General features: G+C 50.5%; 18 protein-coding genes. 13 read left to right on the forward strand and 5 right to left on the reverse strand.

Going from position 1 to position 21,226, the window contains the following annotated elements:
* Positions 1-50: 50 nt before the first annotated feature.
* Positions 51-1,052 carry a DMT family transporter gene (locus BFW38_RS13520; RefSeq protein ID WP_068999380.1) on the forward strand — a complete coding sequence of 334 codons (1,002 nt, stop codon included), beginning with the start codon at positions 51-53 and terminating at the stop codon, positions 1,050-1,052.
* Here BFW38_RS13520 and BFW38_RS13525 read toward each other — a convergent pair.
* Positions 1,023-1,652 (reverse strand): helix-turn-helix domain-containing protein, encoded by a 630-nt coding sequence (locus BFW38_RS13525; RefSeq protein WP_084004659.1) that lies wholly within the window; start codon positions 1,650-1,652, stop codon positions 1,023-1,025. The two genes, BFW38_RS13520 and BFW38_RS13525, sit on opposite strands and share 30 nt — an antisense overlap.
* Positions 1,653-1,933: 281 nt before the next feature.
* Here BFW38_RS13525 and BFW38_RS13530 point away from each other — a divergent pair, with 281 nt between their 5' ends.
* From BFW38_RS13530 to BFW38_RS13555, 6 genes are all read left to right on the forward strand, one after another.
* A complete protein-coding gene (locus tag BFW38_RS13530) occupies positions 1,934-2,809 on the forward strand; it encodes an EamA family transporter (RefSeq protein ID WP_068999381.1) in 876 nt (291 codons plus the stop codon).
* Positions 2,810-2,850: 41 nt separating this feature from the next.
* Positions 2,851-3,735 (forward strand): DMT family transporter, encoded by an 885-nt coding sequence (locus BFW38_RS13535; RefSeq protein WP_245686160.1) that lies wholly within the window; start codon positions 2,851-2,853, stop codon positions 3,733-3,735.
* A 503-nt stretch (positions 3,736-4,238) separates the two neighbouring features.
* Entirely contained in the window at positions 4,239-5,870 is a 1,632-nt protein-coding gene (locus BFW38_RS13540; RefSeq protein WP_068999383.1) for a methyl-accepting chemotaxis protein, read from the forward strand.
* Between the two features lie 300 nt (positions 5,871-6,170).
* A complete protein-coding gene (locus BFW38_RS13545; RefSeq protein ID WP_068999384.1) occupies positions 6,171-7,190 on the forward strand; it encodes a DctP family TRAP transporter solute-binding subunit in 1,020 nt (339 codons plus the stop codon).
* Between the two features lie 116 nt (positions 7,191-7,306).
* Positions 7,307-7,816: a TRAP transporter small permease gene (locus BFW38_RS13550; RefSeq protein ID WP_068999385.1), complete on the forward strand. Its 510-nt coding sequence runs from the start codon at positions 7,307-7,309 to the stop codon at positions 7,814-7,816.
* A complete protein-coding gene (locus BFW38_RS13555; RefSeq protein ID WP_068999386.1) occupies positions 7,806-9,110 on the forward strand; it encodes a TRAP transporter large permease in 1,305 nt (434 codons plus the stop codon). The genes BFW38_RS13550 and BFW38_RS13555 overlap by 11 nt, the downstream gene beginning before the upstream one ends.
* Before the next feature lie 771 nt (positions 9,111-9,881).
* On the opposite strand, the gene BFW38_RS13560 is transcribed toward BFW38_RS13555, so the two are convergent.
* The 4 genes from BFW38_RS13560 to BFW38_RS13575 form a co-directional block, all read right to left on the reverse strand.
* Positions 9,882-11,345 carry a M10 family metallopeptidase gene (locus BFW38_RS13560; RefSeq protein ID WP_068999387.1) on the reverse strand — a complete coding sequence of 488 codons (1,464 nt, stop codon included), beginning with the start codon at positions 11,343-11,345 and terminating at the stop codon, positions 9,882-9,884.
* 229 nt (positions 11,346-11,574) lie between these two features.
* A complete protein-coding gene (locus BFW38_RS13565) occupies positions 11,575-13,752 on the reverse strand; it encodes a TRAP transporter permease (protein WP_068999388.1) in 2,178 nt (725 codons plus the stop codon).
* 67 nt (positions 13,753-13,819) lie between these two features.
* Positions 13,820-14,260, reverse strand: coding sequence for a DUF1850 domain-containing protein (locus BFW38_RS13570; RefSeq protein WP_245686161.1), 441 nt, complete (start codon positions 14,258-14,260; stop codon positions 13,820-13,822).
* 136 nt (positions 14,261-14,396) lie between these two features.
* On the reverse strand, positions 14,397-15,419 hold the full coding sequence (locus BFW38_RS13575) for a TAXI family TRAP transporter solute-binding subunit (RefSeq protein WP_068999389.1): 1,023 nt from the start codon (positions 15,417-15,419) through the stop codon (positions 14,397-14,399).
* Between the two features lie 354 nt (positions 15,420-15,773).
* Here BFW38_RS13575 and BFW38_RS13580 point away from each other — a divergent pair, with 354 nt between their 5' ends.
* The 6 genes from BFW38_RS13580 to BFW38_RS13605 all read left to right on the forward strand — a co-directional run bounded on the left by BFW38_RS13580 (position 15,774) and on the right by BFW38_RS13605 (position 21,226).
* On the forward strand, positions 15,774-16,907 hold the full coding sequence (locus tag BFW38_RS13580; RefSeq protein ID WP_069000486.1) for an ABC transporter substrate-binding protein: 1,134 nt from the start codon (positions 15,774-15,776) through the stop codon (positions 16,905-16,907).
* Between the two features lie 89 nt (positions 16,908-16,996).
* Positions 16,997-18,079 (forward strand): FecCD family ABC transporter permease, encoded by a 1,083-nt coding sequence (locus tag BFW38_RS13585; protein WP_245686162.1) that lies wholly within the window; start codon positions 16,997-16,999, stop codon positions 18,077-18,079.
* The gene (locus BFW38_RS13590; RefSeq protein WP_068999390.1) at positions 18,073-18,834 is read left to right on the forward strand and encodes an ABC transporter ATP-binding protein; all 762 of its coding nucleotides are present in this window, start codon (positions 18,073-18,075) and stop codon (positions 18,832-18,834) included. Before BFW38_RS13585 ends, BFW38_RS13590 begins: the two co-directional genes overlap by 7 nt.
* Before the next feature lie 295 nt (positions 18,835-19,129).
* Positions 19,130-19,909 carry an EAL domain-containing protein gene (locus BFW38_RS13595; protein WP_068999391.1) on the forward strand — a complete coding sequence of 260 codons (780 nt, stop codon included), beginning with the start codon at positions 19,130-19,132 and terminating at the stop codon, positions 19,907-19,909.
* A 108-nt stretch (positions 19,910-20,017) separates the two neighbouring features.
* Complete coding sequence (locus BFW38_RS13600) at positions 20,018-20,410, forward strand: Gfo/Idh/MocA family oxidoreductase (protein WP_068999392.1); 393 nt, start codon at positions 20,018-20,020, stop codon at positions 20,408-20,410.
* A gap of 156 nt (positions 20,411-20,566) precedes the next feature.
* Entirely contained in the window at positions 20,567-21,226 is a 660-nt protein-coding gene (locus tag BFW38_RS13605) for a class I SAM-dependent methyltransferase (protein WP_068999393.1), read from the forward strand.

Below are 21,226 nucleotides of genomic sequence, written 5' to 3' on the forward strand. Positions count from 1 at the left end.
TCTGCCAAAGTCATCCGCATATTGCACACTCGACCCTGTAGGATTATGACATGGCGCACTCATTACACTGCTGGGGAATGGCTTTAGGTTTTGTACTCTGCTGGAGTTCTGGGTTTGTGGGCGGAGAGCTGGCACAACAGACCGATATGCCATCACTATGGTTATTTGCTTGGCGTTTTTTGATTGCCGGCGGTTTAGCCATAGGTCTTGGGCTGCTATTGAGCCCCTGGCCATCGGTCAAAACATGGCTGTGGGAAGCGCTCGTTGGGAGTTTCACCGTGGGCGGCTATTTACTCGGCATCATGCTGGCGCTGCATTACGGTGTCAGTGCAGCAGTGACCGCATTAATCACTTCACTTCAACCGCTACTCGTCGCTCTCATGATCAACCGCGGGCAAACAAAATCGGAAAGCATGGCGCAATGGCAAGGCATGCTGATCGCCACTGCGGGCGTGGCACTCTGTATCCTGGCAGACGCCGAGCAATTCAATGGCCCGGCCCCTTTCTGGGCTTATTCATTACCGATAGGGGCGATGCTCAGTCTCACGCTGGGCAGCATGATGGCCTGTCGACAAAGCCGTAACCCGCCAAGCCACCATAACCTACCAAGCCCCAGTCAACGCAATAACAAAGCCGCCATACTACCGGCACTAGGTGCTCAATTTTTAGCCGCGGCCCTACTCTTTGCCATCACCGCGCACTGGATGATGCCGCCCGATCATCACCCGAACGGGTCCATCGGAATAGATAGCGCCAGCAGCCTCCAATGGGCCGCATTAACCTGGTTGATTCTACTCTCCAGTTTTGGCGGCTATGGCTTTTATGTGGCCTGTTTAAGGCAGCTGGGCATTGCCCGCACAACCGAACTGATTTACTTCTCCCCCGGCGTTACCCTGGTCTGGTCAGCCCTGATGTTTGATCACCCACTCACATTAGCAGGCATCAGCGGCATTGTGATCACGCTGATAGGCGTCTTCTGGAGTCAGCGACAAAGGCGATGGCCAAAACATCTGCTCTCGGGCTCAGATCATCACATTGCGCATAAAACGTAAGACTGATGAGGATTCATTCGCCAACTGATAGGCTTGGCTGCCTTCAACTACAGTCCAAGCCTGAGCAGGAATCAGCTCTGGAGATGCCGACTCGCCACAATAGAGCGACAGCGTGCCTTCCAGCACATAATAAAGTTCTTTCCACCCCATGGGGTTGGGCTCTGAGCAATAAATCTCGCCCGGCGCTAATGTCCAGGCCCAGAGCTCAACTTCTTGGTGAGCCTCGACTGAAGCCAGTAAAACGGCCTGACTCTGAGCACTCTGCCCCGTCCAGGCTAAGGCATTGATATGGTATGAGCTGGGTGTCGCCGGTGCCGAGACCAGTGTCGAAAAACTGACGGAAAGCGCTTCGGCAATACGGTCCAGTGTATTGAGGCTAACGTTCACATCCCCTTTCTCTAAACCCACCAACATCCGCCGACTGACCTCAGCACGCTCGGCCAGTTGCTGCTGGCTGATTGACTGTTGTTGTCTCAGCGACCGAATATTCTCCGCCACATGTTCCAATACGTTAGGACGATCAGCCCCTCTTGGCTCAGACTCATCATGGCCTGAGTCATCATGGCTTGAATCATCATTGCCTAAATCAGCATTGTGCATTATATTGCCCACCAATAAGATATTGCGCAGTATAGTTCACTTGCCCCACTCTGATAAACGGGGCGCTATCGCGGCCGATCCAAAAACAGTAAGCCCCCTGATTCACCTGAATCAATCGCCCTAAAACCGGCGCCTTAAAACCGTCGCCCTAAAACCGCCGTCCGAAAACAGTCAGTCTTCATCCAAATAAATACGACGGGCCATGATTCAGCCAGGCGGATACTGGACGCTATTCATCACCCCAGACCTATTCATATCGTTTAATCAAGGAACCGCTCACCATGTCTGCTCGCTCATTTCCGCTATGGCCTATCGGTCTGCTACTGATTGCCATGATGTCGATTCAAAGCGGCGCAGCGCTAGCCAAGCAACTTTTTCCTCTCATTGGTGCGAACGGGGTGACGATGTTACGCCTGATCATGGCCGCCATCATGCTATGGCTGGTGCTCAGGCCGTGGAGGCAAATGCCCACCCGAGCACAATGGCCTGCACTATTGGTCTACGGCATCACACTGGGTCTCATGAATTACTTATTTTACCTCTCGATTGCCCGTATTCCTTTGGGTATTGCGGTCGCACTTGAATTCTCGGGGCCTCTGGTGGTTGCGCTTTGGAACTCACGCCGCTTGCTAGATGTCGTCTGGGTGGCCCTAGCACTCATCGGCATTTTATTGCTAATGCCTCAAGAGGGTTTGCGCCATAGCCTGGATCTCACAGGGGTCTTACTGGCGCTAGGGGCTGGGGCTTGTTGGGCCAGCTATATTATTTTCGGTCAGAAAGTGGGGACAGGTCTTGGCCCCAATGGCACCGCCTTTGGTGTGCTCGCGGCCGCCTTAGTCATCGCCCCGCTTTGTATTAGCCAAGGTGCGCTTGAGTCGATAGAGCCCTCGGTATTGCCTTGGGCTGCATTAGTCGGTTTGCTCTCAACCGCACTGCCCTATTCACTGGAAATGGTTGCGCTGAAGCATTTACCAACAACAACCTTTGGGACTTTACTGAGTCTAGAGCCCGCCATTGCCGCCTTATCCGGTTTAATGTTTTTGGGTGAAACACTCACAATGCTTCAATGGTTGGCCATGTTTGCCATTATGTTGGCTTCGGTAGGCACAACACTTAACCCGACGAAAGCGACTTCAGAAGCGGCCAAGTCGAGCTAATTCGACGGCATTACATCGGAAATCGGATGATCAGCACCCCCATGATACGCCGCTCAATGGATCAACAAGCCATCCTTTTGATGATCTTGTTCTGTGTCCTGTTAGGACTTCAGCAAGTCATGATTAAAAGCATCGCGGAATCCATGCCGCCGCTTTCACAGATGGTCGTGCGCTGCGGCCTCGCCCTGCCTCTGATTGCTTTCTTAGCTTGGCGCCAAGGTGTCGGCTGGGCCCAGTACCGTCAGTATTGGGCTGCAGGGTTACTGGTGGGGCTAGGGTTTACGGGTGAATTCGCCTTTCTGGCCTGGGGCTTGGAATATTCACTGGCCTCGCATATGAGTGTCTTCTTATACACTGCCCCTATTTTTGCGGCGCTAGGCCTACATTTTTTAGTCCCTGGGGAGCAGCTCACGATGCGTCAATGGGTTGGCATCTTGTGTGCCTTTATCGGCATGCTGGTGGCCATGGCCCCAAGCGCAGATATTCCGGATATTCCTCATGTACTGTTCGGCGATGCCCTAGGGCTTTGTGCAGGACTCTGCTGGGCCGCCACAACGCTCGTATTACGCCGCACAGCCTTAAACCAAACGCCGCCCTCTCAGATTATCGCTTATCAATTAGCGGCCCTGGTAGTGTTATTAGGCCCGGTGGTCTATGGGCTTGGCCAGTGGCAGCACATCGAGCTCACCATCGGGGTTGTGGCAAGCCTCACCTTTCAAACCCTGGTGATCAGCTTTGTCGCATTGCTGCTATGGTTCGCCTTATTGGCTCGCTATAAAGCCTCACAACTAGGCGCCTTTTCTTTTTTATCTCCGTTATTTGGCGTATTTTTTGGCGTCATTTGGCTCAATGAACCCTTAAGCTGGAACTTCATCGCGGGTGGGCTGGCCATTTTGGCCGGAGTCTTCTGTGTCAGCCGTGGCTAACGTAACGTTTGACAGTGATGATCAAAAGCGCGATGAAAAGCAGTGCGACAGGGGAAAAGCGCCATAAGAATGCGAAAAAGACGACATGGCCATAAAATATTCAAACAAATCACTCAAAAAAACTCGTCAAAAAAACTCATCAAAAGAACTACTGAAATAAGCATCAGCAACAAACGGCTCAAATAAACCCCATTCAATATACACCTTAAATTCCACTCAACATTAACCCCACCACTTTTAAAACAGATTTCAAATAAATCAACTCTAAAATATTTTTATCATCAAAGTAATTCATCTCAAATTGTGTCAAATAAAAAAACTTGCTTTAATTCAATATATTGACGCCCCCCTTTCACTCTCATGAATACATGAAAAATGTAGATGCCCTGTCTATGCTGATTGGAGGTTGCCTCGCGCAAGAGACTGATGTGCTCTGGGGCGATAAAAACAAAGCATATAGGCAATTGAAGATACGAGACTTTATCCAGCACAGGATGTCAGCCATGAAGCTCAAGGATTTATCAGTTCGTATACGTCTTAGCTTACTCATTGGAATTGCACTGCTAGCGCTTGTCGCACTCGAACTCAATAACATTTACGAGCGACGTCAAGGCCTTTATGAAAGCCGCCGACAAGAACTGACTTTTCTGATCAATAGTGCGCATGGCGTATTAAACCACTTCTATCAACTGACCCAAAGCAATCAGCTCTCGACAGAAGAAGCGCAGACGCAAGCCGTCTCCGTCATTGAGGCAATGGATTACGGTGAGGGTCATTACTTCTTTATTTTAGACCAGAACGCCCTTTCAATCGCCCATGGAGAGCAACCCAATCTCAAAGGGACAGACTTTTCCAATACAACGACCGCAAGTGGTGACCGGGTGTTTCAGCGGATGTCTCAGCTCGCGACTCAAACCAATGCAGCAGACTTTTTTGATTACGAGTGGGATAAGCCCGGTATTGATGGCCTGCAGCCGAAAAGTAGCTATGTGCGAAGTTTCGCTCCCTGGTCTTGGGTGGTGGGTACCGGGGTTTATGTCGATGATATTGAAGCCGCCTTCTTCAATGCAGCGCTCAAAATGATGTTGAAGTTATTGCTCACCGCGGCCTTGCTGGTCGTTGTTGGGCTTTGGCTAGTACGCACCATCACGAAACCACTCGAACGTATTCGACAAGTCATGGCGGTGGCCGCAGAGCAAAAAGATCTGACGCAACGTACGGCTTTAGACGCTCATGATGAGCTGGGCCGAGTCGGGCAACAGCTGGATAGCATGCTCACCACATTCCACACTTTGATTGGGGACCTTTCTCAATCTGCGGACCAAGTGATGAGCAGCTCTGAACAACTGGCTTCCAGCGCCGAACAAGCCAGTGTTGGCTTACGTAACCAGTCCTCGGAAACAGACCAACTATCCGCCGCTATGAACCAAATGACCTCCACCATACAGGAGATCTCTCATAACGCATCAACGACCGCTGAAACAGCCGACCAGACTGATCAAGAAGCTCAAAATGGATGCCAAGAAGTTGAGAACACGATCAACTTCCTCCAAGCGCTGACCGACCAGCTGACGTCATCTGCCGAAACCATTCAGCGGCTTGAGCAAGATACGGAGAAAATTGGCAAGGTGTTGGAAGAGATTCAAGGCATCTCCGAGCAAACCAATCTTTTGGCACTAAATGCGGCAATAGAAGCGGCCCGAGCAGGAGATAGCGGCCGAGGGTTTGCGGTGGTCGCCGATGAAGTCCGCCAGCTTGCTCAGCGTACTCAATCATCGACACAAGAAATCTATGATATGAATACTCGTTTGCGCACAGGAACCAAAGAAGCCGTTGACGCGATGCAAGCCTCACAAGCAAGCAGTGAGCAAAGCATGGCTAAGGCGCGCAATGCGGGCGAGGAGTTGATCAGAATCGTCGAACGAATGAACCATATCCGAGACCTGACCACTCAAGTCGCCACCGCAACAGAGCAGCAAACCCAAGTGTCTGATGAAATGAATCAAAACCTAGTCAATATCGCCCGTGTTTCAGAAGAAACGGCGGAAACCGCTGAAATCGTGGCGACCAACAGCGCCCAGCTCTCTCAATTGGCAACCCAATTACAGCATCATGTGGCGTACTTTAAAGTTTAGAAGGACCGAAGGTTTAGAAGGACCGAAGGTTTAGAGGGACTGAACGCTTAGAAGGACTCAGAAAGATTAGAGCAAGTTTAAAAAGACTTAACAGCCGAGTTCGTTATTGCCAGACCGATGCGACCGAGCGTTGGGGTTTTGATCGTACGATTGCGTTTCACATTTCGTACCTATCCCACCTCTGTCGCATTTCTTTTCTCTACCACTACTTTAGAATAAGTCAGGAGTCACTCACTCGATTGCTCCTGGCTTCGCGCCACATCACGAAGCCTGATAAAAAACATAAAGCAAGGATCTACTATGACGCTGACACACCCTTGGGCCCGCAACACCATGCTGGCCACATTGATGATGTTTTCACTTTCGGCTTCGGCACGTGAATTATCCGTTTCCACCGTACTCTCCGATGCCTTTCCATGGGGGCAAGCGGCACAGAAATGGGCTGACCTCCTGAAAGAACGCAGTGAAGGCAATTTAACAATCAGAGTCTACCCCAACGCACAGCTGGTCGCCGGTGACCAAACCCGAGAATTTTCGGCCATGCGCTCAGGGCTTATTGATGCCGCGGTAGGCTCCACGATTAATTGGTCACCTCAGGTGCCCGAACTCAATCTTTTTTCACTGCCCTTTCTCTTTCCGGATAATGCCGCGATTGATAGCGTCACCCAAGGTGAAGTGGGTCAACAGCTATTTGAAGCCATTGATTCAAAAGGTATCGTGCCGCTCGCTTGGGGTGAAAATGGCTTTCGCCAAATTTCCAATTCACGCCAACCGATCACTCAGCCAACAGACCTTGAGGGTATGAAAATTCGGGTCGTGGGCTCCCCGCTGTTTCAAGACACTTTCGATGCACTGGGTGCAGATCCCACTCAAATGAGCTGGGCTGATGCCAAACCTGCGCTCACCACGGGCGCCGTCGATGGTCAGGAAAATCCTTTATCTGTTTTTGATGTCGCCCGCATCGATCAGGTAGGGCAACAATACTTGACCGAGTGGAATTACATGAATGATCCACTGGTCTTCGCAGTCAATAAGCGTGTGTGGGCCAGCCTATCCGAGCAAGAACGCCAATGGTTACGTGAGACGGCTCAAGAAGCCGGACAGTGGGAAATTCAGCAAAATCGCGATGGCATGGCACAGCGCAAAGCGGATATCAAAGCGCGAGGGGTCGAAATCACTTCGCTGACAACCGCACAATATCAAGCCTTTGTAAAAGCCACCGCCTCTGTCCACCAACAATGGGCTGACAAAATTGGGGCTGCGTTGATTGAAAATGCGAAAGCGGCGATCCAACAGGCAGACGCTCAAGGCACGGATTAATCCACAAGGTTCATCCATGTTATGCCTGAAGGCCAATCGTTAATACAAGCCATCAATCGCCACAAAAGGGCCGCCGTTCTGTGCGGCCCTCTGATGCAGCCCTGACAGAGGCGAATATGAAATATTTCTCCAAAGCGGCGCCGGAGCGTGCGCTCGGTGCTGCGGCCTTGCTGATCATTGCTTTGATCAGTCTTGGCAATGTCATCACTCGATATATCACCGGAGGCTCTTTCTCATTTACAGAAGAGCTTTCAGTCTTCTTATTGGTTTTGATGTCACTCGCAGGAGCCAGCGTCGCCCTCCGAAATGACCGACATATCCGCATTAGTTTGCTCGAACGAGCGCTCCCCTCGACTTGGCGGCGTCCACTGATATTGATTCAAGGACTCTGTGTCCTCGCGGTACTGCTACTGATCAGCTACTACGGCGGCAAAATGGTCTGGGAAGAATACCAATGGGGCTCCGAATCGCCTGGGCTAGGCCTGCCACAATGGTGGTATTTGATCTGGCTTCCCATTCTCTCGGCCACCATGACCCTGCGCCAATTACAACGGCTTTGGGAACGGCTGACGAACAGCGCGCATTCGAGTGACCCTCAACCGAGCGGAGACCAAGATGACGCCTGATATTTGGATGCTGCTCTCTTTTGCCCTATTACTGATCGCCGGAATCCCTGTCGCCTTTGCGTTGGCTTTGTCAGGAGCCATTGGGATTGCCGCCGGTCTACCCGTCGATATGCTGGCCACACTGGGCACCAATACTTATAACAGTATGGCGAAGTACCCCCTGATTGCGATTCCACTTTTCATACTGACAGGCTTGATTTTCGAACGCTCCGGTGTCGCACGTCGACTGGTGAGCTTTGCTCAAGCCATGGTGGGAAGGCGCCATGGAGGGCTCGCGTTGGTCGCCGTGCTGGTGTGTATGATTATGGGAGGTATGAGCGGGTCAGGCCCAGCCGATGCTGCTGCCGTTGCCATGGTGATGCTACCGAGCATGACACGTGCAGGCTATCCGAAACCTTTTTCCTCCACCCTAATCGCGGCATCAGCCTCAACAGCGATCCTGATTCCACCTTCGGTGGCGTTGATTCTTTATTCCATTGTCGTCCCCGGTGTTGATCTCAGGGCACTGTTTGCGGCGGGTCTCATCCCCGGTATTCTCGTTGGTCTCGCGCTATTAGTCCCGGCCTGGTGGTTATCTCGTCACTATGGTTGGGAAGGCGCCACAACAGCATCAGACCCAGAACCTTTGTCGCTGGGCCGCAGCTTTCGCCAAGCGATTCCCGCATTGCTGGCTCCGGTCATCATTCTTGGCGGGTTACGCTCCGGTTTGTTTACGCCCACAGAAGCCGCCGTCGTCGCCGTTGCCTACGGCGCACTCATTGGCCTTTGGGGGACAAAAGAACTCAAGCTGAAAGATCTTTGGGAGCTACTCGGCGAAGCATCGGTCATTTCTGGCGTGGTCATGCTGATTATTGCATTGGCCGGTATCTTTGCGTGGGCGGGCACCATGCTGGGAACGTTCCGACATCTTGCCGAATGGGCGATTCATCTGACGGACCAAGGACCCCTATTACTGGTATTGGTGATGCTGGCCGTCTTACTCGCCGGCATGGTACTGGATGCGGTCTCGATTTATTTGATCATGATGCCCATTCTGATTCCAGTGATGCAGCACTTTGACTGGAACCCGGTCTGGTTTGGTATTTTATTGGCCATGAATATGGCGATCGGTCAGTTCACACCGCCAGTAGCGGTGAACTTGATGGTGACTACTGAAGTGGCCCAAATACGCCTCGAACAAACCGTTCCTTGGGCGCTGATTTTTATGGGCGCCATGCTTGTTGCATTAGCGTTAGTGGCGATATTCCCACAACTGGCGCTTTGGTTACCGGCTCAACTGGGCTACAACATATAACCTGCCACACAGATTGAATTATTAAAATCTCGCTATCACTGCCATCATGGAACAGGGACCGCTCCATGATGGGCATCAACCTTCTATAACGACACTCAACCTATAACGACACTCAACTTCAGACATTAATTAAAATCATCAACATTTAAAAATTTCGATATCCCATTGTTTTACGAAAACGATGGCATTTAATTAAAAAACCAGTCCCCACTGAAGCTAAAGCCACCCAACTGATATAACTGGGCAGCCATACATACTGCCACAAGGAAGATCCTGGGACAGCATCAAGGCGCGCCCAATAAAAGTATGCCAATACATTAAGTATTAACAATAAAAAAATTCCCACCCCCCCATAACGACCATAAGCAGGCCGATACGCCAGACACCCAGAGTCACAGAAAAATGCTCCCTTAACTTCATACGTAAAAGTCATCCATGTATTCTTTTCAGGGTAAAAACAACTAAGAAGTTAGGCCAGGAAGGTTATCCTCGCGAGCATTATCGTGTAGCAAATTTTATAACAAAGTGTATCTTCAGGTTAAAAAAAAACCTGAAACAAAAATATTAAGTGCAATTTAAATTTCATCAACCTGCAAGCAGACCCAAACAAGCAAGATCAAAAAATACAAATAAAACTCAGATAAAAAACCATCGAAACAACATAATAAAGAATCAAGCAAAAAAAAATCAAACAACAAAGAATCAAAAAAAAGGCCCACAACATCGCATGTGGGCCTTATTTCAGATTAACACTGCACTCAGCACATCATATTAGACTAAGCTGTACAGCTGATCGCCACATTGAACCTGTTGAATGCCGATCAATGTATCAACACCTTCATCAACACCAGAAACTTGCCACTGGTCAGCAGCAATCTGTGTGAACTGATATTGGTTAACGTCATGGCTATAAGCGGCGATATTTGTACCACCGTTACCAATCAGCGTATCGTTACCTGCGCCACCATAGAACCAGTTATCAGCATCATTACCCACGATCTGGTCATCAAATCGAGTACCCACCACAGATTCAATCACCGTTCCCATCGCAATAGAAACGTTATCGATAGCCTGCTCCGGCATATTGTAGCTGTCATACTTGACGCCAATATCGCTGAAATGCCCTTCGCGTAGGTCAACATTAGCCCCGATATTCTGATTGCTCAGGTCAATCGTGTCATAGCCACCGCCATCCCAGATATTCTCAAGTACCGGCTCATCCACAGAGAAGGTATAAGTATCATCACCACTCTGATGCTGGGTATTCGCTCCATACAGATACTGAATCGCGGCGACGTCGTACAGCATAGGCCCTTCAGGCGCGAGATAGTTATACCAATAACCGCCATCGCCGGTGTCTTCGAACTTATAACCCATGTCGGTATAAGCACTGTAAGACATCACACTCAGCTGATACGAATCTTCAGCGGCAGGAATGACGACACCCGAACCTGAGTTCTCAAAAGAATGCTTCAACCCTAAGGCGTGGCCAATTTCGTGTACGAGGGTATGGAAATCATAAGATCCTTTGGCAAAGTCACTATTCAGACTATTGGTATTAATCCAGACATCCCCACCGATTTCGCTCACATTATATTCAGTCAAGTTGCCTTGCCAGTCATAGCGGTACTGGCCAATGCCGGGGTAATAGGCCCAAGCAGCGGCATCATCAGAGACATTATCGGAAAAAGCGAACCGAAGGTCACCATGAGCATTCGGGGTATCCGCCACTTCAACAAACTTAATGTTGGCGACATCAGCCCAAGTTTGCAGGGCCTGACGAACCGCATCTTGTTGAGTCGCATTTAAACCCGCCATTTGGTTAGGTTCACCACTGCCATAATTGGCCTCCCAAGTACTGGTCTGAACATCAGGGAAACTATAGGTCAAGATCACCGCGTTCCCAGGGCCGGTTCCCCATGAAGAACCGGCGAGTAGTGAATCCACCATGTTATTAGCTGCATAGGCATAATCAGCTTCATAGCCACGCCCCCCAAACTGCTGGGTCATCGTGTAATCCGCCACATGCTCACTACCTTTCACATACTCAACACCGTCAATCACCGTTGTCTCAACAGCAGGTGCTGCCGCCTTGACTGCAGCGGTTTGCGTCGGGGTTGAGCGAGCCGCCCACAACTGCTCCATCCGTTCGTCCTTAAACCATGAAAAACCAGAAGTTTGATAGCCCCATGAAGGCCCCCAAAAGCCAAGTTCATCGTCATGAAAGTGTCTCATCTTAAGACAACTCCTTATGAGTGGATCATCAATGATGTGGATCGTCTATATCGCCTATAGCGACAGCCACCAGGGCCACCTTAGCTTAGCGAAAAAGAGCCTTTCTTAAAGAAAGGCTCTGTAGCATTTATGTTGGTGTAAGTATGTTGGTGCAAGTCACTGAACTCCGTTCACCACCTCAAGTGATGAGGACAGAGTACTGATTAAACCATCAGACGACCGCGGGATCCTACTGTCGTTGTTTAAAAACAAAGAGCAGAAATACCGCAATAACGCCGCCGACAATATCACTGGTCAGTCCGGGGAAGATCAATGCAAGCGCCCCAACTGCCGCCAGTACACGCATCATGGAGTTCAGTGGTCGACGCAAATATCCCTCAACCGCAGCCGCCAACAGTAATACCCCAATCACCCCAGTCACAATCACCCACAGAATATTGCTCCAGGTGGCATCGATCATCAGCATGCTATGCGCAAACACAAACATATAAGGCACGACAAAACCGGCAATGGCCAATTTCATCGCTTGGAAGCCCGTCGCGTTGGGCGAGCCCCCACTAATCCCGGCGCCAGCATAAGCGGCCAACGCCACCGGCGGTGTCAGATTCGCAAACAGCCCAAAATAAAACACAAACATATGCGCCACAAAGATCGCTGTTTCACTACTACCAGCCAACTCACGGAACAACGGCAAGTTAAGTAGAATCGGCGCCGCCATCGTGCTGGTGATGATGTAAGTGGGAATACTCGGCAACCCCATCCCCAGTACAATCGACGCAATCATGGTCAAAAACAGCGTGACGAGTAGCTGAATCAGCGGAATCGGAATCTGCTGCCCCAACTTAACAACGGCATCAGCGGCTTCTAAAGCCACCCCCGTCAGAGTCGCAATCCCGACGATAATCCCCACCGCACCACAAGCGACAGCCACCGGAATGGCATTGCGAACCCCATCACGCATCGCATCCTTACAATCGCCATAGTCCATCACCTCGGCTTTCAGGCCCATGCGCATGCGCAGCAGGTTAATCACGACGGGAATCACAATAACCAAAAACAGCATCCACCGGCTTCCCGGCATATGCGGTATCGCATGGCCGGACAACAGCCCCATGATTTGGGGTTCAAAAATCAATGCGGTGAGTAATGCACTCAACCCCACCAGTACTCGAGAAGTCCCACAGATCAAGACGGTGGCGGCAATCGACCAAAAAGCAGCAAAGAAAGGTGCGCGCCCATCAAAAAGCAGCCACATCAGCACCGCCATTGGGACCAATAAGTGACCACGCTTGAGCAGTACCGCTTTAACCGGTGTCAGTTCAGAGCGGGGCAAGCCTTTTAATCCCAAGCTCAATGCACGCAAATGAACCTGGAATAACACTCCCAAGTAAAACAGTAACGCCGGAATAATCCCCGCCAAAATCACCTGGGTGTAAGGCACGGCCAGGACTTCCGCCATGATAAAAGCGGCCGCCCCCATGATCGGGGGCAGAATCTGTCCCCCCACACTGGCTGCCGCCTCAACGGCTCCAGCAAAGTTGGCCTTGTAACCCGTTTTTTTCATCAAAGGAATGGTAAAAGCACCGGTGGTCACCACATTGGCAATCGCTGAACCGTTAATCGACCCAAGAAAACCACTGGCAATCACCGCGACCTTAGCCGGGCCCCCTTTGGTATGACCTGCCACCGCCAACGCTAAATCATTAAACAGCTGGCCCAACCCAGACTTACCCAGGAAAGCACCAAAAAGAATAAACAGAATAATATAGCTGGCAGACACCCCAATGGCCGTGCCCAAAAGCCCTTCGGTAATAAACACCAAGTGCGACATGATTTGCCGAATCGTCGCCAGCACAATGGCTTCATTCAACGTCGAATAAAACGCTAATTTGGCATAAAAGCCATAGATCAGGAAAATCGTGGCAAGCAGCGTCAAGCCCCACCCGGTGACCCGGCGAGTGGCATCTAACACTAATAACAAAGCCACAATCCCCACAATCATGTCGGTATCGTTGATTCGCCCAGCTGAAGCGATCACACGATCAGACACAACGAGCATGTAGATGCCGACACCAAAGGCCAACAAAGCAGTGAATACATCAATCCAGGGTAATCGATCTCGCGCTCCATTACGGGTAATGGGGTACAACACAAAGGCCAACCCTAATAACGTATAAAGGTGGATACTTCTTTGTGCAATATCCACCAAGGGCCCAGAAAATGAGGTATAGAGATGAAACAGCGCCAAAGCGACACAAGCGCCCGTCACCCAGCGCATAATAGAAGCGGGTAATCGATCCCTTACCAAGCTTTCACGATCATACTTTTCCAGCGCTTCCTTGATGGCCGGATCTTCATCATGCCCCGCATTAGAGACAGATGCAGGAGACCTCGAATTGTCGGACATAACAACATTTCCTTCACAAGACAGAGCACCAATCTCCGTCAGGTTATGCTAGTGCACTTTACGTCATTCAAAGGGCCGCACGAGGCTCAAAAGCCCACCAAGACCGAATCAACGCAGGCAGCAGCGACCATACTGAAGCATACTCGACTGAAAAAGTAAGAATAGGCGGAGGGTTATGCCTTGATAGCATTAAAGTATGCCCGTCATAAATCAGACGATAATGTTCCGCCATAGCGGCTTGCGCCGCCAAAGGGTCCACCACCCGATCGATTCCGGTCATCACAACCCAACCCGCCTTTAGATGGGTTTCTTTACCGGCATGAGCCGGCACTCCCGCTCCAAACGTTTTAAAGCGGGTGCCCGTGATGATAATCGAACCATTGGACTGAACTTGAAACCACTCTTCCCAGTCTTCTTTTTCAACCGAGTGCATCCAGCGCAGTGTAAAACGCGTCCCTGCCTCGCCAGGCAATGCCCAGCGAGGATCGCCCTCATGGCGAATGACCAACCATGGCCTTGGCCATGACAGCCATAATAAAACGCAGAGCGCGAAGAGACCGATTATCCACCAGAGACGAGAACGCCCTGGTGGAGAAAAGACCCGAAGCACTATCGCTAGAATCTAAATGAATGAACGCGAAAGCTTACTGTTGACCGCCAGAAGAGAGACTGTCATAGAATTTCTGTGCACCAGGATGAACAGGGGCCACCAAGTGCTGGTTCATTGTATTGGGGTCAAACTGCTTGAGCGCCCCAACAGAGACATTGTCAGATTTGAGATAATCATAAAAACGCTTCGCCAAATCTTCGGCAACATCGTCACGCATATCGGATGACACCACCATCATATTGCGGATAGCCACCGTGTTGACTTCTTCACCCAGGTTATAACGCTCCGGGGCACCAGCGGGGATATCATAACGCTCATAGTAAGGGTAATTTTTCAGCAGCTTCTCAGCGACATCCCCCGTCACAGGGACAAAGGTAATATCGGTGCTTTGCATCAACCCGGTAATACTGGAATTTGGCACCCCTGACGTAAAGAAGGCCGCATCCAAGTTGCCATTACTCATTTCAGTCACACTATCGGCATAGCCTGTGTGAGTCACTTTCGCCAAATCGTCATAGCTCAACCCGGCAGACTCAAGCACCTTGGCAGCACTTTGTTCAACCCCAGAGCCCACTTTACCCACGCCGACACGTTTTCCGGCCAAATCGCCAATTGACGTGATGCCACTTTCAGACGTCGCAACCACTTGGACGACGTTGGGATAAAGACCAGCCAGAGCTTTGAGCTTGGGAGACTGGCCCTCAAACTGGTTCTGACCATGCACGGCATCATAGGCCACATCACTCATGACGATCGCAATCTGATTCAAACCATCATTGATATTGTTAATGTTCTGCACTGAAGCCCCCGTAGAGACCACCTGCACATTACCGACCAGATCACTGGCTTCAAAAACACCTTTTAATGCGCCACCAATCGGATAATAGGTGCCCCCGGTTCCCCCAGTGCCAAAAATCAGATTAACCGGCTCACTGCCTTTGCTCGCAGCTTGATCAGTGCTGGCCGTACTACTGCCATCGCTGTCATTACCACACCCGGCCAGTAAAGCGCCAGAAAATCCCAATACTGCTGCCAACATCCAATTTCGGTTGATCATGAGTGACCTCTTTAACGTCGTTTATTATGGATTCGGTCAATGCATACCGTTCTAAAAACATGCCATCTTGAAACATGCCATCCTGAAACATGCCGAGCTAAAGCATATAGAGTGCCTTGAGTCCCCCCCTTAAAACAAGCACCAGACACCTGCTCGAACCAGATTCGCGTATTAAAAGGATTTTACTGCACAAATATGTCGATTTCTAAACACGTCAACGAGCTCATCACCGCTAGCGCATAGGCGATATCGACAGTAGCAATCGATATCAAAAACTAATTGAATACAATTATCATTAATGGATAATAAAGCGCCTACTAAATGGCCAAAATCTCAGTGGACAACGTTGATTTTATGAAAACATTTATCTTCAAGACTTTCGTCTGCACATTGGTGGGGCTCGTCATGGGCATCAGTCAAGCTTCAGCCCATGAGTCTATGACGATTCATGATATTGCTGGCCGAGACGTCACCGTTGATGTGCCAGTTCAACATTTAATTCTGGGAGAGGGCCGACTGACTTATGCATTAGCGATGTTGGACCATGACAACCCATTTAAACGCGTTGTGGGTTGGCGCGATGACCTAGAAAAAGCCGATCCCCAAGGCTACGACATCTATAAAGCAAAATATCCAGAAATCGACCAAATCCCTACTTTTGGTGGGATTAAAGACGGCACTTTTAATGTTGAACAAGCGATCACGCTCACGCCCGACGTCATCGTGATGAATATTGAGGCCAAAGGCGCAACCGATGAGGCCGGACTAGAACAGAAGCTTGCTCAAGTCGGCATACCCATTGTCTATGTCGATTTTCGTGAGGCCCCAATGGAGCACACAGATGAGAGTATGCGCATCTTGGGCCAGCTCACAGGACAAGAAGATCGAGCCGAAGCATTCATTCAATTCCGCACCGATCATCTCAAGGTGGTCCATGACCGCCTAGCCGAAGCCAACCCTAAACAACCCGATGTCTTTCTGGAGCGAGCGGCAGGTTATACCGATGCCTGCTGTATGTCATTCGGTCCACACAATTTCGGGGCAATGCTGAAGTTGGCAGGCGGCCATAATATTGCTGAAAATTTAATCCCAGGGGCTTTTGGTAATGTTAACCCCGAGCAAATTATTGCCGCTAACCCGGATCAGATTATCGCGACCGGAGGCAGTTGGTCTGCTTACGCCCCCAATGCCAACTGGATTCCGATTGGCCCGACATTGGATGAAGAAGTCGCTAGAGAAAAGCTGGCAGAACTCATGAAGCGACCGGCGTTCACTGAAGTGAAAGCGGTTCAAGATCATCAAGTGCACGCGATATGGCATCAGTTCTATAACAGCCCTTATCAATTTGTCGCCATTGAGCAAATGGCCAAATGGCTACATCCAGACCTGTTCAGTGATATCGATCCTGATCAGACGATGCATGAACTCTATGACCGCTTTTTGCCTATTGATTATCACTCCGGCTACTTCGTGTCATTACGCCCATAATCTCAGATCTCCTCAGGCATTGAGCAACGCCTGAGGAGGTCAGCGCACAGCATCTATTTCCAACCCGACCATTCATGACACGATCACTCATGGCAAAACCCATGTCAGCCAACACCGAGATCACCACAGAGACGTCTTCTGGTCGTCATCATTATCGTGCACAAACTGCGCGCCGTTATGCTCTACTGGGCGGTCTGACGCTGTTACTGTTACTGTGCCTATGTATTGACTTATCAACAGGGCCTGCCAATTTCACACTCGGTGAAGTCATTCACACCTTACTTCACCCTGAAACTGCTAAGGCGCAATTACGGGTAGTGATCTGGGAAATCCGGATGCCCATTGCCCTTATGGCGATCACGGTCGGTGCAGGCTTGTCAGTGGCCGGGGCTCAAATGCAGACGATTTTGGCCAACCCCTTAGCCAGCCCCTTTACTCTAGGCGTTTCAGCAGCAGCAGGGTTTGGTGCCGCACTGGCATTAGTTTTGGGTGTATCGATCATCCCCTCGATGGTCGAAATCATGATCCCAATCAACGCCTTTATCATGGCCATGCTGACCGCCTTATTGATTCATGCGTTCAGCCGCATGCGTGGCGTCACGGTTGAAACCATTGTCCTACTGGGCATCGCTCTGGTCTTCACCTTCAATGCCTTATTAGCCCTGCTACAGTATGTGGCCAGTGAACAAGCCCTGGCGGCCGTGGTGTTCTGGACCATGGGCAGTCTGGTCAAAGCCACCTGGACTAAAGTCGCCATTACGGCGGGGGCACTGCTGATTGTCTTGCCATTTTTCATTCGTCACAGCTGGGCCCTGACAGCCTTACGCCTCGGTGATGCTAAAGCTGAAAGCATGGGCGTCAATGTCAAAGGGCTCCGTTTACGCACCATGCTCTTTGTCAGCCTGTTAGCCGCCATTCCCGTTTCATTTGTCGGCAGTATCGGCTTCATTGGCCTAGTCGGCCCCCATATCGCTCGCATGCTAGTCGGCGAAGATCAGCGCTTCTTTATGCCCGCAGCGATTATTTGTGGCGCCTTGATCATGTCCGCCACCTCAATAGTCAGTAAGATCTTGATTCCTGGCGCAATTCTCCCTATCGGCGTGATCACCGCCTTAGTCGGCGTTCCCTTTTTCTTTTCACTCATTTTCACCCAGAGGAAAAGCGCATGGTAACGCTTCGCCTGAACAACCTAAGCACTCGTTACGGCCACCACGAAGTCGTTCGCGATATCACCACGCCAACGATTCCTGGTGGTAGCCTGACGGCCGTTATTGGGCCTAACGCTGCGGGTAAATCTAGTCTATTTCGTCGAATTGCTGGATTAGCCAACGGGCAAGGTGAGGTCGAAGTCGGCGGGGTTGAATATGATCGAAACACCATCTGCTATATGCCTCAAGATACCGGCGCCAATGCAGTCCTCAGTGTCTATGAGTCCATCATTTTGGCGTCCAAACAAGGCCGAGGCTTAAAAGTCAGCGACCAAGAACTCATCGCCATTGATCAGCTGCTCGAAGACTTGGACATTATGCCGCTGGCACACCGAAACCTGGGCCAGCTCAGTGGCGGCCAACGCCAATTGGTCGCCCTGGCCCAAACGCTGATTCGCAGCCCCAAAGTACTCTTAATGGATGAGCCCACATCAGCGCTGGATCTTCATCGTCAAATGGAAGTGCTGGGCTTTATGCAACGCAAGGCAGAAGAAACCGGTATGGTGGTGATGATCGCCATCCATGATCTCAACCATGCCCTACACTATTGTGCTCAAGCCCTGGTCATTCAGGATGGTCGTATGCAGGGTTATGGCACCTGCCAAGAGATCATTGATCAATCCCTACTGGAAAATGTTTATCGTGTTCGAGGCCATGTTGAATTGAACTCTTTAGGCCAGCGTCAGCTGGTCTTACGCGGCCCGTTAGCCCACCTCTAAACACATCACATCAGCCTTATCGCCCGCCTAAAAACAGCACGGGCCCGTAGCGTGATCACTTTAACGCGGGCCCGAAAGCACACTGTTGTTTCCCACACTGTTGTTTCTTTAACTTCCTCAGCCAGATTTTAGGACACTGATATCAATCATCAGCGGTCTAAGACAACAATCTGGCATATCAACAGGACATCTTATATGCTCAAAACACTGACGATCATTCGATATTAAAGTTTTAGAGGTCATAAAACTTTATGATCTCATACGAGATATCTTGGCTCACTCAAATGGACTGATCATGACCCGACCCACCACCGGGTGCACCCGCTGCCAAGGCCTCCCCGCACTGGACTTTGACTTCAGCATGGCCTTTCAGCCGATTATTGACCTGAATAAAGGCCATGTCTGGGGTTACGAAGCACTTGTTCGAGGTATGCAAGGGGAAAGTGCTGCGCAAATGTTGAACCAAGTGGATGAGCACAATCGCTATCGGTTTGATCAGGCTTGCCGAGTCAAAGCCATTGAACTGGCATCCCAGTTAAAACTCGAGGGCATACTCAGCATCAACTTTCTGCCCAATGCCGTCTATGAACCCAAAGCCTGTCTTCAAACCACGTTACAAGCGGCTCAAGATTATCAGTTCCCGGTATCACGCCTACAATTTGAAATCACGGAAGTCGAACGGGTTAGAAACCATCAGCACCTACGGAATATTATCAACACCTACCATGATTACGGCATGCTCACCGCAATCGATGATTTTGGCTCCGGTTATGCCAATTTGGACTTATTAGCCAATTTCCACCCCGATGTTATCAAGTTGGATATGTCACTGGTTCGTGGTATTGATCAAGACAAGAGACGCACATTGTTAGTTGATCACATGCGCCAGATCACCCATGCACTCGGTATACAATTACTCGCCGAAGGCATTGAGACCGAAGCCGAAGCCATACAATTGGCGCGACTGGGCGTGGATCTTGTACAAGGCTTTTGGTTTGCCAAACCAGGCTTCGAAAGTCTACCCAAAGCCCCTGAACGACATATGAAAATCGCTCACCAACAAGCTCTGGACTGATATTCATCAATGAGTCACCACACTTGAGCGCGCATACTTAAACACCTCATCGCCATGGTATAGGTCTTTTATCCTGCCATCGCACTTTTGCTAAGGAGCCCGCCCCCTATGAGCGAATCACTCAGCATTGCCATCATCGGCGCAGGCCGGACAGGTACCCCATTACTCCGTGACCTACTGCAATATGACTATATTCAGTTGGTGGGAGTGGCCGATCACGCGACGCAATCTCCAGGTATGCAGTTGGCCCGAGAGCATAAAATTCCGTGCTACACCGACCCAATGGATCTGGTGAAAGCCGTCGGCAACGTCGATATTCTGGTTGAAGTCAGTGGCGATTCGGCACTCAAGCCGCAAATCAAACAACACTATGAAGAGACCGATAATCGTCATACCTTGATCATGCATGACCTCATCGCACGCCTGATCATCAGCCTATGTGATAAACGCGATCATCTGATCCCGACACAACACCCTGATGACGCAGGGATTGGCGCCTAAGCTCAATCCCAGACAACGGTCTCTCATGGCCTGTGACGGATAGAGGTCACAGGCCGGTCGCATTGATCGCGATTCAACATAATGATTCATCAAAAGTGACAAATGAGCAAAACCCTGTAATCTTGCACTTTTCATGTTCATGATGATCACACCACCATGTCGACCGCCCCCACCTGCCCGCTCTGCCACACCACCCAAACGCGATGGTTTCATCAGGACACTCGCCCACGTGCGTTATTGCGGGATTTCTACCGATGCTCGGTCTGCGATCTCACCTTCGTGCCCAAAGCCTTTCATATCAACGCCTCAGCAGAAAAAGCGATTTACGACCACCACCAAAATGATCCCCATGATGTCGGTTATCGCCGCTTTCTCAGCCGTCTGACCCAACCGATTTTTGAACGACTTGAACCCGGCAGCAAAGGGCTCGACTTTGGTTGCGGTCCTGGTCCGACAATCGCTGTTATGAGCCAAGAAGCCGGATTCTCTTGTACCAACTACGACCTCTACTACCATCCAGACACCAGTGCCCTACAACAACATTACGACTTCATTACCAGCACCGAAGTCTTCGAGCACCTCAGCGCCCCCGCCACAGTGATCGATACCCTCCTGCAATGCCTAAAACCCGGCGGCTGGCTGGGGCTGATGACGAAACGCACCCCCGATGATGAACACTTTCCACAGTGGCATTACACCTTAGACCCCACCCACATCACCTTTTACAGCGATGCCACCTGCCGCTGGATCGCCCAGCACTATCAACTGGAGCTGACGATCATGAGTGACGATACCTTGCTGTTGAGAAAACCGTAA

This window comes from Terasakiispira papahanaumokuakeensis (assembly GCF_001709345.1).
Classification (GTDB): Bacteria; Pseudomonadota; Gammaproteobacteria; order Pseudomonadales; family Halomonadaceae; genus Terasakiispira; species Terasakiispira papahanaumokuakeensis.

Bases quoted from the DNA above. Each gene is read 5' to 3' on its own strand.
- BFW38_RS13520 (WP_068999380.1), top strand. From the start codon at position 51: ATGGCGCACTCATTACACTGCTGGGGAATGGCTTTAGGTTTTGTACTC.
- BFW38_RS13535 (WP_245686160.1), top strand. From the start codon at position 2,851: ATGATACGCCGCTCAATGGATCAACAAGCCATCCTTTTGATGATCTTG.
- BFW38_RS13550 (WP_068999385.1), top strand. From the start codon at position 7,307: ATGAAATATTTCTCCAAAGCGGCGCCGGAGCGTGCGCTCGGTGCTGCG.
- BFW38_RS13525 (WP_084004659.1), bottom strand. From the start codon at position 1,652: ATGCACAATGCTGATTTAGGCAATGATGATTCAAGCCATGATGACTCA.
- BFW38_RS13605 (WP_068999393.1), top strand. From the start codon at position 20,567: ATGTCGACCGCCCCCACCTGCCCGCTCTGCCACACCACCCAAACGCGA.
- BFW38_RS13565 (WP_068999388.1), bottom strand. From the start codon at position 13,752: ATGTCCGACAATTCGAGGTCTCCTGCATCTGTCTCTAATGCGGGGCAT.
- BFW38_RS13595 (WP_068999391.1), top strand. From the start codon at position 19,130: ATGACCCGACCCACCACCGGGTGCACCCGCTGCCAAGGCCTCCCCGCA.
- BFW38_RS13585 (WP_245686162.1), top strand. From the start codon at position 16,997: ATGGCAAAACCCATGTCAGCCAACACCGAGATCACCACAGAGACGTCT.
- BFW38_RS13555 (WP_068999386.1), top strand. From the start codon at position 7,806: ATGACGCCTGATATTTGGATGCTGCTCTCTTTTGCCCTATTACTGATC.
- BFW38_RS13600 (WP_068999392.1), top strand. From the start codon at position 20,018: ATGAGCGAATCACTCAGCATTGCCATCATCGGCGCAGGCCGGACAGGT.
- BFW38_RS13540 (WP_068999383.1), top strand. From the start codon at position 4,239: ATGAAGCTCAAGGATTTATCAGTTCGTATACGTCTTAGCTTACTCATT.
- BFW38_RS13590 (WP_068999390.1), top strand. From the start codon at position 18,073: ATGGTAACGCTTCGCCTGAACAACCTAAGCACTCGTTACGGCCACCAC.
- BFW38_RS13530 (WP_068999381.1), top strand. From the start codon at position 1,934: ATGTCTGCTCGCTCATTTCCGCTATGGCCTATCGGTCTGCTACTGATT.
- BFW38_RS13560 (WP_068999387.1), bottom strand. From the start codon at position 11,345: ATGAGACACTTTCATGACGATGAACTTGGCTTTTGGGGGCCTTCATGG.
- BFW38_RS13575 (WP_068999389.1), bottom strand. From the start codon at position 15,419: ATGATCAACCGAAATTGGATGTTGGCAGCAGTATTGGGATTTTCTGGC.
- BFW38_RS13580 (WP_069000486.1), top strand. From the start codon at position 15,774: ATGAAAACATTTATCTTCAAGACTTTCGTCTGCACATTGGTGGGGCTC.
- BFW38_RS13545 (WP_068999384.1), top strand. From the start codon at position 6,171: ATGACGCTGACACACCCTTGGGCCCGCAACACCATGCTGGCCACATTG.